The following is a 14,721-nucleotide window of genomic DNA, read 5'->3' as shown; positions in this document are numbered from 1 at the left end:
CGGCAATGAAACAGGGATGCAGCGTCCCAGTTTGGCGACGCTATTTCACCACTCCCAGGAACTCCGCCAGTTTGCGCAGGCCCAGGGGGCGGGACGGGAGTTCCCACAGATCGTTGACGATGGCCACTGCAAGCGTGTGATGCCGCATCCATGTCGGGGCGACTCGACGGAGGCTCTCAAGCGCCTTTACAGCGCCTTCCGCATTGCCGACGTCGGTGTGTGCGCGGGCGACGTCCAGGAGCAGCCAGGTGCGCCAGGAGGGCGGTGTGTCCTTGCTCAGCCGCATTCCCTTGGCCAGGCGTAGCGCCTCTTCCGGCCGGTCGTGCTGAACGGCCAGGCGGACACGCTCGATGCGGACGGACGACTTACTGAAGACGGACAGGAGACGCCCGTCCCCTTCCGTGGGCGGCATCTTCGCCAGGCGGCCGGCTGCCTTCTCCGCGGCGCGCATCATCCTGTCCGCGTCGTCGTACGCGTCCATCCGGGCGTACGAGGTAGCGGCGCTCATGGTCAGACCGCCCCATACCCGCAGCCCGGATGCGCCGTCCGTGAGGCCGTCCCGCTCCATACCGTCGGACGCGTACAGAGCAATGCTCTTGGCGTCGTCCAGTCGATTGGATCTCTGGTACGCCCACGCCAGGGAGTTGCAGATCATCGGGACGAGAAGGGGATCCCCGGAGACTTCCGCGGCAGCTATGGCACGTTCCAGGGCGGCAAGGGCAAGGTCCAGCTTGCCCAGACGGATGCTCAGATGTCCGGCCAGCTGGAATGCCTTGCCCAGTGCGGCTTGCCCCCCGTCGCCCCCCTGCGACGCCGTGAGTCGGGCGTCGGCGAGGATCCCGGGGAGCAGATTCAGGAGCTGGGGGAACTCTGCCGAGTGGTACATGGACCATGCGTCGGCGATCTCAGCGCGCAGCAGTGCAGGCGTGAGGACCTCCGCTCCGTCAGACTCCTGCGGAGGGGCGAACATGAGCGGGTGAACGGCTCGACGAACGGCCACCAACTGTGGCGGGTCGGACTCTCCCGTTGACGGGACACCTGGAGGATCACCCAGCAGCGTCGTCAGCTCAACACCGAGCCCGCCGGCCAGTGCATGCAGTGTCGGCAGACGTGCGGACCCCTTGCGCTTCTGTTCCAGCTTGCGGATGACGTCGACGGACACGCCCGACTTCTCCGCCAGCTCTTCCTGTGTCAGGTCCGACAGCCGACGGAGCCGGGACAGCTTGTCTCCGAGATGCTCGCTCACAGCTCAGACGGTACGCCGTGACGGCGACGTCGGGCCAGGAACGAAAAGAGCCCCCGCCGCAGGACGCGACGAGGGCTCTGGGGTGCTCGCTTCGCCTCGCTACCCCGCTGTCTTCAACCGCTCACGGCGGACCGCACATGGGCCGGTGCAGTCCCCGGGTCGCGGTGTCGTTCCGCCGTGCCGTGTCGTCAGACCGCGCGGTGGTACTGGTCCGGCGTGCGCAGTTCGCCGCCCAGTTCGCGGGCGGCGTGCTGGGCCCATGACGGGTTCCGCAGCAGTTCGCGTCCGAGGAGAATCGCGTCCGCCCGGCCCTCGGTGAGGATCTTCTCGGCCTGCTGAGGCTCGGTGATGAGGCCCACGGCCGCCACGGGGAGCGAGGTCTGCTCCCTGACCCGCTCGGCGAAGGGAACCTGGTAGCCCGGCCCCGTCTCGATCCGGGCCCGCGGGGCGTTTCCACCGCTGGAGACGTCCAGCAGGTCGACACCATGGGCCTGGAGTTCCTTCGCCAGTCGCACGGTCTCGTCGACGGTCCAGCCCTCGCGCTCGTCCTCGTCGTTCTCCGTGAGCCAGTCCGTCGCGGAGATCCGGAAGAAAACGGGCAGTTCCGCCGGCCAGACCTCCCGTACCGCGTCGACGACCTGGAGGGCGAAGCGGACGCGGTTGTCGAAGCTGCCGCCGTACTCGTCGTCGCGCCGGTTGGTGTGCGGGGAGAGGAACTCTCCGATCAGGTACCCGTGGGCTCCGTGCACCTCGGCGACCTGGAAGCCCGCGTCGAGCGCGCGGCGGGCGGCTTCGCGGAACCGGTCGACGACGCCCTGGATCTCGTCCACCGTCAGTTCGTGCGGCACGGGGTGACCGTCGTCGAACGGCAGCGGGCTCGGGGCGACAGGCGTCCAGCCGTGCGCGTCCGGCCCGACAGGGCCACCGCCCAGCCAGGGAGCGGCCGTGGACGCCTTCCGGCCCGCGTGCGCAAGCTGGATGCCGGGAACCGATCCCTGGCTCTTGAGGAAGTCCGTGATCCGGCGGAAGGCGGCCACCTGGGTGTCGTTCCAGATACCGAGGTCGGCCGGGCTGATCCGGCCCTCGGGGCTGACTGCCGTCGCCTCGGTGAGGATGAGTCCCGTTCCGCCGATGGCGCGTGCCGCGAGATGGGCGAAGTGCCAGTCGGTCGCGACGCCCGTGTTCGGCCCCACGGGTTCGGCGCTGTACTGGCACATGGGCGCCATCCATACCCGGTTGGGAATGACGAGCGACCGCAGGGTGCAGGGCTCGAAGAGGACACTCACGTCGGACTCCGTTTCGGCGGGTACGAAAGAACAGCTAGTACGATACCTCCCGTACTACGAGAGTCGTCAAATTACTATGTTTCTCGTACAAGAGCGCCGACGCGCGTGCGGCCCGCGCCCGCTCCGTTTCCGGCCGGGCACGGGCCTCACGCGCGTCCACGCGACCGTGTGCGGTTATCCGCGACGCCTCAACATGATGTCGGCGTCCGCGTCGTACCCCTGGGTCCAACTGCGTCCGGCGCCCGACTTCCAGGTGACGTGCGCGGTGGTGCCGTCGTTCTTGACGCCCTCCACCGTCATGGCCCGGTCGCCGGCGCGCACGTCCCCTCGGCGCAGATCGCGCGCCTTCACGGTCACGGGCTCGGCCGACGCCGTACTCTCGGCCTCGTCCGCCGCGAGGGCGAGAGCCGCCGCCAGTTCCCGGGCGCGGGCGGGGGTGCAGACCAGGGTGAGCTCTCCCGACGGTGCCACTCCCCTGACCCGGACCCCCGCACCGACGGCGGTCGCCTCCAGGGTCGCGAGGTGTCCGTCGCGGTCCTCGATCCCACTCGTCATCGCTCCGCTCTCCCCTTGCGCGTACGTCCTCCGGCTCAGCGCAGCCGAAGGCTCTCCGGCGGGCCCAGATAGCTGGGCTTGAGGCCGCCTGTGTCGACCACCAGGTTCTGCAGCACCACCGTCGGGTCGACCATCCAGAATTTCAGCACATGGACTCCGGGCCGGCCGATCCGGTGCACCGTGGCGGTGATGTTGACATTGTCCGAGGTGGTGCGGGCCCACTGGACGTTCATCGTGCCGTCGTCGGAGCCCGTCACCGCCGTGACGTTCACCTTCTGCGGCGCGGCGTCGTCGAAGGAGACGGCGTAGGTGAGTCCGTCGGTGGCCAGGGCGTTGTTACGGGGCGAGAGGTAGGCATGGACGGTGACCGGGCCGGTCGTGAACAGCGAGATCCGGTACTCCAGCCGCGGGCTGTCGCCCCCCGGGGTCTGCCGGGACGCGGTGACGGGGAAGGGTTCCATGCCGGCGCCGGTCCGGCCGATGTCCGGGATGCGCCGCCAGCCGATGCCGCCACCGCCGACGGCGCGGGAGTAGTGGTCGGCCTCGATGGACACGTAGCCGTTGGCCTCCACGAAGCCTTCGAGCTGTGAGCGGGGCACCTTCGGATGGTCGATCACCGCCTGGACGGTCACCACGCGGCCGTCCGGTCCGCTGACCGTGACCGGCACCGTCGTGGTTCCCCGGGGTGCCCGTGACCAGTCGACGCGGAAGGTGACCCGGTCCTGCTGGTCGACGCGGCCCCGCGCGCGGTCTGCGGTCAGCCAGGGAACGCCCGTCCTGACGCGGTAGTCGAACGGAACGGTGCCCCGGTTGAACACATCGATGTACTGCGCGGACCCACTCCGGTAGGGGCTGAAGGCGGGCAGGACGGCCGGACCGCTCTCCCGGGGCCACCACGTGTCCGACCCGTCGACGGCCACGCCCATCTCGGCGACGGCCGGGAGATCGATGCGCTCGACCGCGGGGAACAGCACGTCCTCGATGGCGACGTTGTCGATCTCGGGCTGCTGCCAGGGGGCGTTCGGCCCGTAGCGCTCCACGTCGCCGTAGTCGATGTGCGGCTGGGTCTGGAATCCCTTCCATTTGCCGTCGGCTACCTGGGTGTTGAAGCGGTCGGCGAGTGCCAGGTCGTCGGAGAGCCGGGCCTCGGCGGCTGCCGCCAGATCATTGGTGAGCGCACGGCCCTGTGCCGCGTAGTGCAGATTCAGGAACTCCGCCTCGCGCAGCGCGTACAGGTTGGCGGTGGCCCGCACCGCGTAACCGACCAGCTCGTACCAGGCGTCCTGGACGGAGGCGGGGAGCTTGCGACGGATCCGTTCGGCATCGGTTGCGAGCCTCTGCCAGTCCTCGGTGACCCGTTCCAGTTCGCGGTGGTGGACGATGCTGAACGGGGTGGCCCGGTCGTCGTAGACGATCGCGGACGCGTCCTGGGCCGGGTCCTTGGCCGGGTCGAGGGTGATCTTCCGGTTCAGCAGCTCGGGTTTGCGGCGGGACTGCAACCGGGCGTACGTCCTGAGCACCTCGGCGACGGCCGCGGCCTGCTTCTCGCCGAAGTTCTGCCGGGCGTACCCCTCCTCCCACTCCGGCAGCCGGTCCAGGGTCCAGCGCTCCGGGTTCCAGGCGTACTCCAGGAAGAACTGCGTGGGCAGTTCGTTTCCCTTGAGGTCACCGACGTTGGCGACCCACAGACCGTGGTTCCCGTAGGCGACGGACTGGTGCAGCTGATCCCACATGTTCGGCAGCGAAGTGGTGTCCACCCACTTGTAGTTGCGGCCCACCCCGACGTAGTCGAAGTGGTAGTAGAGACCGTAACCGCCTGCACGGGCGTCGTGGTCGAGGTCGGGGACCTTGCGGATGTTGGCCCAGTTGTCGTCGGTGAGGACGACGGTGACGTCGTCGGGCACCCGCAGGCCCCGGTCCCAGTAGTGCTGGACCTCCTTGTACAGGGTCCACACCTGCGGAATCGTGGTGACGTCCCGGCCGGTGACCTCGGCCAGGATCTGCCGCTGGGTGGCGATGATCTCGGTCATCAGCTCGATGCCGTCGCCGTCGGGCAGGCTGACGTCGCCGTTGCCGCGCATGCCGAGGGTGACGACACCTTCGAAGTCCTCGTCCTTCATCCTGCGGATGCCTTCGGCCCAATAGGCCTTGACGGCTTCGGCGTTGCGGCGGAAGGACCACTCACCGGTGCCGCCGTAGGGGTCGTGGCCGGGGGTGGTGATGTTGCCCGCGCTGTCGCGCACGGCGGCGACCGCGTGCCGGTTCCACTCCTCGATGCCGCGCATCATCGGCGCTTCGTGCGAGGTGCCCATGACGATGCCGTACGCCGTGGCGGTGGCGTGGTTGAGCGGATCGTCCTCGGCGAAGGCACGGCCCCAGACGGCCGGCCACAGGTAGTTGGCCTTGAGCCGGAGCATGACCTCGAAGACCTTGGCGTAGAAGCCGGCGTTGAAGCCACCGGCGAAGCCGGGTGCCTTGCCCGGGCCGAAGAAGGCCGGGGCCCAGGTGCCGAGGGCTGGGTTCTCGTCGTTGATGAAGAATCCCCGGTACTTCACGGCGGGCGTGCCCTGGGTGTGGCGGCCCGGCAGGACGTGGATCTCGTCCCGGTGCACCGGGGGCACGTCGTCCCACCAGTACCAGGGTGAGACTCCGATCCCCCGGGAGACGTCGTACACACCGTAGATCGTGCCCCGCTGGTCGCTGCCGGCGATCACGAAGGCCCGGTCGACTCCGGGCAGCGGCTTCTCCACCACGGTCTGGAGACTGGTCTCCCACGCGCCGGTGATGCCGGAGACGTCGAGCTTCCCCGAGGCGACGAGACCGTCGATCAGCGGGCTGCGGCCGATCGTACCGACGAGGATGATCTCGCGGCCGCTCGGTATCGCCCCCCGCGAGAGGGCCGGGCGGACGCCCGTGACGCGTTCGATGTCGGCCCGGAGGTCGCCCGCCACCCGGACGACGCCCGCGTGGTCGCGGTCGCTCACCACGAGCGGGGCCGCCCGCCCGCCCCTCACCAGCGGGAAGCTGCCGGAGCGAGGGGTGAACGAGATGTACGCGCCCGGGTCCGTGACCCGGACGCCGCCCGGCCCGGACGCCGACGCCTCGCCGGACAGGCCGAGGAGGGAGCCGAGGGGGGTGGCCGTCAGGGCGGTGATCCCCAGTCCGGCTCCGAGAACCGCCCGGCGACTGGCGTGCTGGTGCGGGACGTGCTTGTCCATACCGCTCTCCCCTGCTCGTTCACACGCATGACAATTGGGTCGGGTCTGTGCTTCGACGAGGTGGTGCGCGGCGGCTTCGAGGGCGCCGCGCGTACAACGGCCGGGCGATGTCGCACGTCACGACCTCGGCCCCGGTATCGGCATCGGCATCGGCATCGGCATCGGCATCGGCATCGGCATGACCGTCGACGTCAGCGTCGGCATGACCGTCGACGTAGGCGTCCGACGTTCTCGAATGTTTCGAGGGCCTCCCCGCACGGCCGACGGGGAGGCCGGGCTTCCGTGCGGGGAAGCTCCCGAGCAGGGCGAAGGAGCGGTGTTGTCAGTTCCCGGCCGCGACCGGGTCCTGCTCCGCCTCCTCCACGGCGGTGTCGCACACCAGTCGGCGACGGTGATCGACCGTGCGCTCGGGGCCGGTGAGTCTCAGTCGTACCGTGTGCCGGATGTCGCGGGCGGCGCTCGATGCGGCGAGCCGCAGTTCCAGATCTCCGGGTTCGACGATCCGCCGGCCGCCGATGCCGGTGAAGGACACCAGATCGGCATGGAACCGGAAGCGGACCCTTCGAGCCTGTCCGGCGGCGAGTTCCACCCGGGCGTACCCGATCAGCCGTGCCTGCGGGCGGGTGGTCTGGGCGACCGGGTCGTGGACGTAGAGCTGCACGACCTCGGCCCCTTCGCGGTCACCGGTGTTGCGGACGGTGACGTCGATGTCGGCGGAGCCGTCGGTGGGGATCTCGGCCGCGACGGGTTCGCCGGGCTCCCAGGAGAAGGTGGTGTACGAGAGCCCGTGGCCGAAGGGGTAGAGCGGAGTCGGGTCCAGGTTGCTGACCCCGTTCGCCAGGCCGAGGGCCGGCTGGAGGTAGGTCCACGGCTGGCCGCCCGGACCGTTCGGGATGCCCAGGGGCAGCCGCCCGGAGGGGTTGACCCGGCCGGAGAGCACGCCCGCCAGCGCCGGACCGCCTTCCTCGCCGGGGAAGAACGCCTGCACGACTGCGGCCGTCCGCTCGGCCCAGCGGCCCAGCGCGTACGGACGTCCCGTCAGCAGGACCAGGATCACCGGGGTTCCGGTCGCCAGCAGCGCGTCCAGCAGTTCACCCTGGACACCGGGCAGGGACAGGTCCGCGGCGTCACAGCCCTCACCGGTGGTGCCCCGGCCGAACAGGCCGGCCCGGTCGCCCAGCACGGCGACGCAGACATCGGCGTCCCGGGCGAGCTCCGCCGCTGCGGCGATGCCGGAGGTGTCCGTCCCGTCCACCTCGCAGCCCTGTGCCGAGGACACCTCGGCTTCGGGGAACTCCGCGCGCAGCGACTGGAGCACGGTCGGGATGTCGATGCCCATCGGCACCTCGGGGTACGAGACACCGACGTGGCTGGGGAAGGAGTAGCAGCCGAGCATGGCGAGGGCGTCGTCGGCGCGCGGACCGACCACGGCGATCCGGCGCTCGCCCCGCAACGGCAGCGCGTCGCCGTGGTTGGCGAGCAGCACGACGGCCTGTTCCGCCAGCTTCCGGGCGAGCGCCCTGTTCTCCGGCGGATCGAGGTCCACGGTCTCACGCGCCTGCTCGGGATCGACTCCGGCGAGCACGGCCGGCAGCGGCGACCATTGCGGGTCGAGGAGCCCGAGCCGGCACTTCTGCAGCAGGACCCGGTTCAGCGCCCGGTCGACCAGTTCCTCGGCCACGGTGCCTTCCCGTACGGCGGCGACGAGCGCGTCGCCGTAGCTGCGGACGGTGGGCAGCTCGACGTCCACCCCCGCGGCCAGTGCGAGGCGGGCGGCGTCGGAGCGGTCGGCGGCGACCTTGTGCAGGGTCTCCAGGAAGCCGACGCCGAAGTAGTCGGCGACGACCGTGCCGTCGAACCCCCAGGTGTCCCTGAGCAGTTCGGTGAGCAGGACCGGGTCGGCGGCCGTGGGCACGCCGTCGATCTCGGTGTACGACGACATCACCGATCGGGGGCGTCCTTCCCGCAGGACCATCTCGAAGGGCGGGAGGATGACGTCGGCCATCTCCCGCGTGCCGGCCCGGACCGGCGAGAGGTTGCGGGCGCCGGCCGACGCGGCGTATCCGGCGAAGTGTTTGAGGGTGGCGACGATGCCGGCGGACTCCAGACCGCGGACGTACGCGGTGCCGATGGTTCCGACCAGGTACGGGTCCTCGGCGATGGTCTCCTCCACCCGGCCCCAGCGCAGGTCGCGCACCACGTCGAGCACGGGTGCCAGTCCCTGGTGGATTCCCACCGAGCGCATGTCGTGGCCGATGCGGTGGGCCATCTCGGTGATGAGGTCCGGGTTCCACGCGGCACCCCAGGACAGCGGGACGGGGTAGGCGGTGGCGCCCCAGGCGGTGAACCCGGCCAGGCACTCCTCGTGGGCGATCGCCGGAATGCCGAACCGGCCGGCCTCCACGATCCGTTCCTGGGCGCGGGCGAGCGAGACGGCGCCGACCCCGGGATCCACGGGGGCGGTGCCGAAGGGCCTGGTCAGCTGGCCGAGGCCGCGGGTGGTGAGCGCGTCCCAGTCGACCGGGTCGACCATGTCGTTCTGGTGCGGGGCCACCCCGTCGCCCTCGGCGTCGGCGCCCACCCAGACCCCGTACAGCTGCGCGGCCTTCTCCTCCAGGGTCATTCGGGCGACGAGGTCGGCCACCCGTGTCCCGGGGGTGAGTGAGGGGTCGCGCCAGGGGCCTTCGGCGTCGGTGGGCCGGGCGGTCCGGCGGGCGTGCGGAACAGGCGGGATTGCCATGGGGGCAGGGGTTCCTCTCATGAGTGCGGCAGTGCTGGGCGGCGTGGGTGTGCTACTTGCCGCCCACCCCCATCAGTCCGTTGATCAGCGCCCGCCGTGCCACGAGGTACACGGCGAAGATGGGCACGACGGAGAGGACGATTGCGGCCAGTACGGCGGGGATGTCGACTCCGAACTGGCTCATGAAGTTGAAGAGGCCGAGGGTCAGGACCCGGTTCTCCTCCGACTGGGTCAGGATCAGCGGGAAGAGGAAGCCGTTCCATGCCTGGATGGCCGTGTAGATCGCCACCGTACTGATGCCTGCCTTGGACATCGGGATGGCCAGTTGGAGCAGCATCCGTACGGGCGTGGCGCCGTCGAGTGCCATCGCCTCGTACATCTCCTCGGACACGTCGCGCATGGTGCCGCTGAGTACCAGCACCGCGACGGGCATCGAGAACGCGGCTGTCGGCAGGATGATCGCGGGAAGGGTGTCGTAGAGGCCCATCTTGCTGATCAGCAGATAGAGCGGAACGATCACCGCCTGCGCCGGGATGGCCACGCCGAGCAGGAAGGTCCGGAAGGCGAGCGAGGAGAGACGGCCGCGGCTGCGTACCGCCACGTAGGCCACGGGTACGGAGAGCACCAGCACGATGGCCACGGTGGCCACCGCGACGATCGCGGTGTTGCCCAGCATCGAGAAGAAGCCGTTGTGCAGCACGGTGCGGTAGTTCGAGAGGGTCGGATCCGTCGGAAGGGCCAGCGGCTCGCCGTTGAGCGCCTGGTCCTGATGCATGAGCGACGAGGAGACCAGGGTGTAGATGGGCACGATCACGATGACGAGCCAGACCAGCGAGCCCAGTCCGGCCAGCGGGTTGCCGCGGGGCCGCCGGCGGCGGGCGGGGCCTGCGGGCCGATGTGGGGTGCGCGTCATGACCGGCGCCGCGGAGCGGGTGTCGTACGACATCGCGTCACATACCTTCCCGGGTGGAGCGCATTTTTCCGAAGCCGCTGAAGCGGACGAGGATCAGCGACAGGCCGGTGGCCACGACGACCAGGGCCGTGGCGATGGCTGCGGCGTATCCCAGGTCGTACGTCTGGAACCCGGTCCGGTACATCAGATAGGGCAGGATCGTGGTGTCCGTGCCGGGACCGCCCTTGGTCATGATCAGCACGGTGTCGAAGTAGGTCAGCGAGCCGACGATCATCAGGACCGACGAGGTCGTCACGGTGTTGCGGAGCTGCGGCAGCGTGATGTGGAAGAACTGCCGCACTCTGCCCGCGCCGTCGATGGCGGCCGCCTGGTACAGGACCTCGGGGATCTGCCGCGTCCCGCCCTGGTAGATCAGGGTGTGGAAGGGCATGAACTGCCAGCCGCCGACGAAGGCCACGGTGAGCAGCGCCCCGGTGGACGAGCCCATGATGTTCGGATCGATCCCGATCCAGGGGCCGATGCCCTTGATCACCCCGAAGTTGGGGTCCAGCAGCGCGTGGAAGAGCATCGCGATCGCGGTGGTGGAGAGCAGCAGCGGAAGGAAGAAGACCGCGGAGAGGAAGGTCCGGCTGCGCTGCCGGCCCGCCGCCCAGACGCCGAGCAGCAGGGCCACGGGGGTCTGGAAAGCCCAGCTGATCACGGTGAGCAGGAGGCTCAGCCAGGCGGCCTGGCGGAACTCGGGGTCCTTGAACAGCCGGGTCCAGTTGCTCATGCCGGTCGGGGTCGGGGAGTTGAGCCCGTCCCACTGGCAGAAGGAGAGATACACGGCGATCGCCAGGGGAACGATCGCGAAGACCGCGAAGAAGAGGATGCCGGGCGCGGCCCAGCCGACCGACGGGCGGCCGACGTTGCCGACGGCCGCCTTCCCCTTGCCCCGCGTCCTCATGTGCGGAGTGTGGTGGGACATCGCTACTTGACGGCCTTCATCGCTGCGACGAACTGCTCGGGCGTGGACTTCCCGGCGAACAGCTTGCTGATCTCGGTGAGCAGGGGCGTGGCCTGCTTGGATTCCAGCGCCTGGTCCCAGGAGAGCGTGAAGCTGGGGGCCTTCTGCACCATCTGGTACTGGTCGGCGGCGAACTGCGGGTTGGGTGAGGAACTCAGCATCGACGCGGCGTTGGAGGTGGTGGGAATGTCACCGTTGTCCACCAGGGACTTGGCGTACTTCTGGGACGCCATCGTCTTCAGGAAGGCGATGGCGGCGTCCTTGTGCTTCGTGCGGGCGTTGACGGACCAGTAGTTGGTGGGGTTGCCCACCACGTTCGCGGGGTCGCCGGTGCCTCCCGCCACTGTCGGGAAGGCGGTCCAGCCGAGGTCCTTCTTGGCGAACTCGGGGGCCTTGCCCAGCTGGGTCGAGTACTCCCAGGAGCCCATCAGGTGCATGGCGGCCTTCCCCTTGTTGAGGAGGGTGGGGGCGCCGCCGTTGCCGTAGTCGACCGAGTTGAAGTTCTTCCCGAACGCCCCCGCGTCGATGAGTTCCTTGACGGTCTGCGCCGCCTTGAGCACCGCCGGGTCGCCCCAGCCGGAGGAGTCGCCGTTCTGGATCCTGCGGAAGACGTCGGGTCCGCCGATGCGGTCCAGCAGGTACTCCATCCACATCAGTTCGGGCCATTTGTCGGAGCCGCCGAGCGCGAAGGGCGTGATGCCCTTGTCCTTGAACGTGGTGACGACCTTCTGCAGGTCCTCCCAGGTCTTGGGAGCCTCCAGGTGGTTCTCGGCGAAGAGGGTCTTGTTGTAGAAGAGCATCACGGGCTGCATGCCGCGCATCGGCACCCCGTAGATCTTTCCGTCGAGGCCGCCCGCCGTCATGATCGACGGAAGGAATCCCTCCTTCAACGTGGCGTCGTTCTCGACCGTCGAGGTGAGGTCGACCAGTTGCTTGGCTTCGACGTAGGGCTTGATGGATCCGCCGCCCCAGTTGAAGAAGACGTCCGGCGCGCTGGGCGAGCCCATGGAGCTGCGGAGCTTGTTCACGTAGTCGGTACCGGGGACCGATACGAGCTTGACCTTGACCTTGGAGGTCTTGTTGAACTCCTCGACGGCGGCCTGCTGAACCTTGACCGCGTCATCGCCGTACACGTAGGCGGTGATGGTTCCACTGCCGCTGCCGCTGTCCCCACCGGAACCGCAGCCGGCCAGCAGCCCGGCCATGACCATGGCCGCACCTGCCGCGGTCCATCTCGCCGTTCGCCCACCATGAGTGAAAATGCCCGACCGCATGACCGCACCTCTGTCGAATGTTTCGAAGAATGGATCGAATGTTGCCGGAACCGTACGGTCGCGTTTCGGGCACGTCAAGGGGTGCGGCGGGGTATTTGCCGGGCAGGACCACGCACCCGATCGCGGCAGCGGGAGGCTAGGATTCCTGCATGAGCCCCGCAAAGGTCCGTTCCCAACAGGAGAAGTCGCCGATCGGCGACGCGTCGGAAGGCAGCGCCACTCTGGCGGAAATCGCCCGGGCCGCCGGCGTTTCGGCCCCGACAGTTTCGAAGGTGCTGAACGGACGCGCCGATGTCGCCCCCGCCACCCGCACCAAGGTGGAGGAGCTGCTGTTGCAGCACGGCTACCGCCGCAGGCGTGGCTCCTCGACGCAGTCCCAGCTCATCGACCTGGTCTTCCACGAGCTGGACAGCGCCTGGGCGATGGAGGTCGTCCGGGGCGTCGAGAACGTCGCCCGGGAGGAGGGACTGAGCCTGGTGCTCTCCGAGAGCGCCGGCCGGCTGACCCCCGGCCAGACCTGGGTGGACGGCGTGCTGGCCCGTAGGCCGGTCGGTGTGATCCTGGTGCTGTCCGACCTGACGGCCGCGCAGCGCGCCCAGCTGACCAGCCGCAACATCCCGTACGCCGTGGTCGACCCGGCGGGCGACCCGGGTGACGACGTGCCGTCGGTCGGAACGACCAACTGGCAGGGCGGCCTGGCGGCCACACGCCATCTGACCGGTCTCGGACACCGCCGGATCGGCGTCATCAGCGGCCCGTCCCGCATGATGTGCAGCCGGGCCCGCGTCGACGGCTACCGGGCCGGACTGGAGACCGCGGGCCTGCCGTTCGATCCGGAGCTGATCCGGGAGGGCGAGTTCCAACACGAGGCCGGCTACACGACGGGCCTCGAACTGCTGCGACTGCCCGACCCGCCGACCGCTCTGTTCGCGGGTAACGATCTCCAGGCCCTGGGCGTCTACGAGGCCGCCCGCGAACTGGGACTGCGCATCCCGGAGGACCTGAGCGTCGTCGGGTTCGACGACCTGCCCCTCACTCGGTGGATCGGGCCCCCGCTGACCACGGTGCGCCAGCCGCTCATAGAAATGGCCGAGACCGCCGCCCGGCTGGTGCTCGACCTCGCCCGGGGCGACCGCCCCTCGACCACCCGGGTCGATCTGGCGACCAAGCTGGTGGTACGCAGCAGCACCGCCGGACCTGGCCACTGACCCTTCCGACCCCGCACCACGGAACCGGCCACTGGCCTTACCGGCACCGCACCACGGGACCGGCCACTGCCTTTCCGGCACCGCACCACCGAACCGGCTACTGGCTTTTCCGGCACCGCACCACCGAACCGGCTACTGGCTTTTCCGGCACCGCACCACCGGACTCGGCCGCCGCCCCTCCGGCCCTGCACCACCGGCCACCCGGTCGCCGCCCCTCCGGCCCACTTCGCCCCTCCGGCCCACTTCGCTCACCCGGTCCGACCCGCGCCGGCACCCGTCGCGGGCCGGAACGGGGCCGCACGCCGCCGCCCGGGGTCATGACGCCCCGGCCCCCGGCACGCTCCGCCGGAGGTCCTCGCCGGGTCGGGTCAGCCCCGGTAGACGTCCAGGCGCCCGCACATGCCGAACTTCCCGTAGGCGGAAGGCTGTTCGGCGTGCACACAGGCGTCGGCGAGGTAGTCGGCGTCACCGCGCGCCAGCGCGTCGAGCTGCCCGCCGGTCACCGCGGACGCGGCAGCCGCTCCCGTCCGCCAGCGCGCCCGCCAGTCCTCGGTCCGCGACCGCACGAGTGCGACGGCGGCCCGATGGAAGGCGGCGAGCGGTTCGGGGTCGCCCGCCTCGGTGGCCCGGCGCAGCGCGAGGAAACCCTCGACGGCAAGATCGCGGCGGGCGCGGGCGGCCCGCTCCTGTTCCTCCTCGGAGCCGTTCACGGGGAGGGTGACCGCCGCCCGGTATGCGCCCGGATCCGCAAGGTGGCGGGACGGCAGCGTGAGCACGGCGTCACCGGCCTCGGGCAGTCCGCTGTTCTCCATGAGGACCACGATGTGCAGCCCGTCCTCGTTGACGAGACGGTGGATCGTGCCCGGTGTGAACCAGACCAGGGCCCCCGGGGCCAGCGGCGTCTGCCGGAATCCCGACGCGGTGAGCGTCTGCACCGAGCCCGTCCCGCCGACCACCACATACCCCTCGGAGCAGGTGAGATGGAGATGCGGCGTCCCGCCGCGCAGCCCGTCCTCGGTGGGCCAGTCGTAGACCCGCAGGTGGGAGACGGCCACGGCGCCGGGCAGCCCTTCGAAGGTCGGCACAGCTGCTCCTCGGTTTCTGTGACGGGCGCTCGGTCTGTGACGGGCGCCCGTTCTGTGACGGGCGCTCGGTCTGTGACGGGCGCTCGGCAAGCGCTTTCTACCTCCGCTGCACCGTACCTTCGCCGGCCGCGGGAGCAACAGGGTCGGGAGATCCCGAGCCGTCCTGCGAGCCACTGTCAGTGGCGGGGTG

The 14,721-nt window shown here is 69.9% G+C and carries 10 protein-coding genes; 1 reads left to right on the top strand and 9 read right to left on the bottom strand.

Annotation, left to right across the window (positions count from 1 at the left end):
• Positions 1-40: 40 nt before the first annotated feature.
• The 8 genes from ACFVUT_RS30295 to ACFVUT_RS30260 form a co-directional block, all read right to left on the bottom strand.
• Complete coding sequence (locus ACFVUT_RS30295) at positions 41-1,246, bottom strand: helix-turn-helix domain-containing protein (RefSeq protein WP_389655851.1); 1,206 nt, start codon at positions 1,244-1,246, stop codon at positions 41-43.
• 188 nt (positions 1,247-1,434) lie between these two features.
• Positions 1,435-2,532: an NADH:flavin oxidoreductase/NADH oxidase gene (locus ACFVUT_RS30290; RefSeq protein WP_389655849.1), complete on the bottom strand. Its 1,098-nt coding sequence runs from the start codon at positions 2,530-2,532 to the stop codon at positions 1,435-1,437.
• Positions 2,533-2,706: 174 nt separating this feature from the next.
• Complete coding sequence (locus ACFVUT_RS30285) at positions 2,707-3,087, bottom strand: hypothetical protein (protein WP_389655847.1); 381 nt, start codon at positions 3,085-3,087, stop codon at positions 2,707-2,709.
• A gap of 35 nt (positions 3,088-3,122) precedes the next feature.
• Entirely contained in the window at positions 3,123-6,305 is a 3,183-nt protein-coding gene (locus ACFVUT_RS30280) for a glycosyl hydrolase 115 family protein (RefSeq protein ID WP_389655845.1), read from the bottom strand.
• A gap of 322 nt (positions 6,306-6,627) precedes the next feature.
• The gene (locus ACFVUT_RS30275) at positions 6,628-9,045 is read right to left on the bottom strand and encodes a glycoside hydrolase family 3 N-terminal domain-containing protein (protein ID WP_389655843.1); all 2,418 of its coding nucleotides are present in this window, start codon (positions 9,043-9,045) and stop codon (positions 6,628-6,630) included.
• Positions 9,046-9,097: 52 nt separating this feature from the next.
• Complete coding sequence (locus ACFVUT_RS30270; protein ID WP_389655841.1) at positions 9,098-9,991, bottom strand: carbohydrate ABC transporter permease; 894 nt, start codon at positions 9,989-9,991, stop codon at positions 9,098-9,100.
• A 4-nt stretch (positions 9,992-9,995) separates the two neighbouring features.
• A complete protein-coding gene (locus ACFVUT_RS30265) occupies positions 9,996-10,904 on the bottom strand; it encodes a carbohydrate ABC transporter permease (RefSeq protein ID WP_389655839.1) in 909 nt (302 codons plus the stop codon).
• Between the two features lie 23 nt (positions 10,905-10,927).
• Entirely contained in the window at positions 10,928-12,175 is a 1,248-nt protein-coding gene (locus ACFVUT_RS30260) for an extracellular solute-binding protein (protein WP_389655837.1), read from the bottom strand.
• 212 nt (positions 12,176-12,387) lie between these two features.
• Between ACFVUT_RS30260 and ACFVUT_RS30255 the strand changes: the two genes are divergently transcribed.
• Complete coding sequence (locus ACFVUT_RS30255) at positions 12,388-13,446, top strand: LacI family DNA-binding transcriptional regulator (protein ID WP_389655835.1); 1,059 nt, start codon at positions 12,388-12,390, stop codon at positions 13,444-13,446.
• A 368-nt stretch (positions 13,447-13,814) separates the two neighbouring features.
• On the opposite strand, the gene ACFVUT_RS30250 is transcribed toward ACFVUT_RS30255, so the two are convergent.
• Positions 13,815-14,531 carry a cupin domain-containing protein gene (locus ACFVUT_RS30250; protein ID WP_389655833.1) on the bottom strand — a complete coding sequence of 239 codons (717 nt, stop codon included), beginning with the start codon at positions 14,529-14,531 and terminating at the stop codon, positions 13,815-13,817.
• Between the last annotated feature and the right edge of the window lie 190 nt (positions 14,532-14,721).

Origin of the sequence: Streptomyces sp. NPDC058051 (genome assembly GCF_042885475.1) — a bacterium.
In the GTDB taxonomy this organism is placed as follows: Bacteria; Actinomycetota; Actinomycetes; order Streptomycetales; family Streptomycetaceae; genus Streptomyces.
This window is presented reverse-complemented; position numbering and strand designations above follow the sequence as displayed.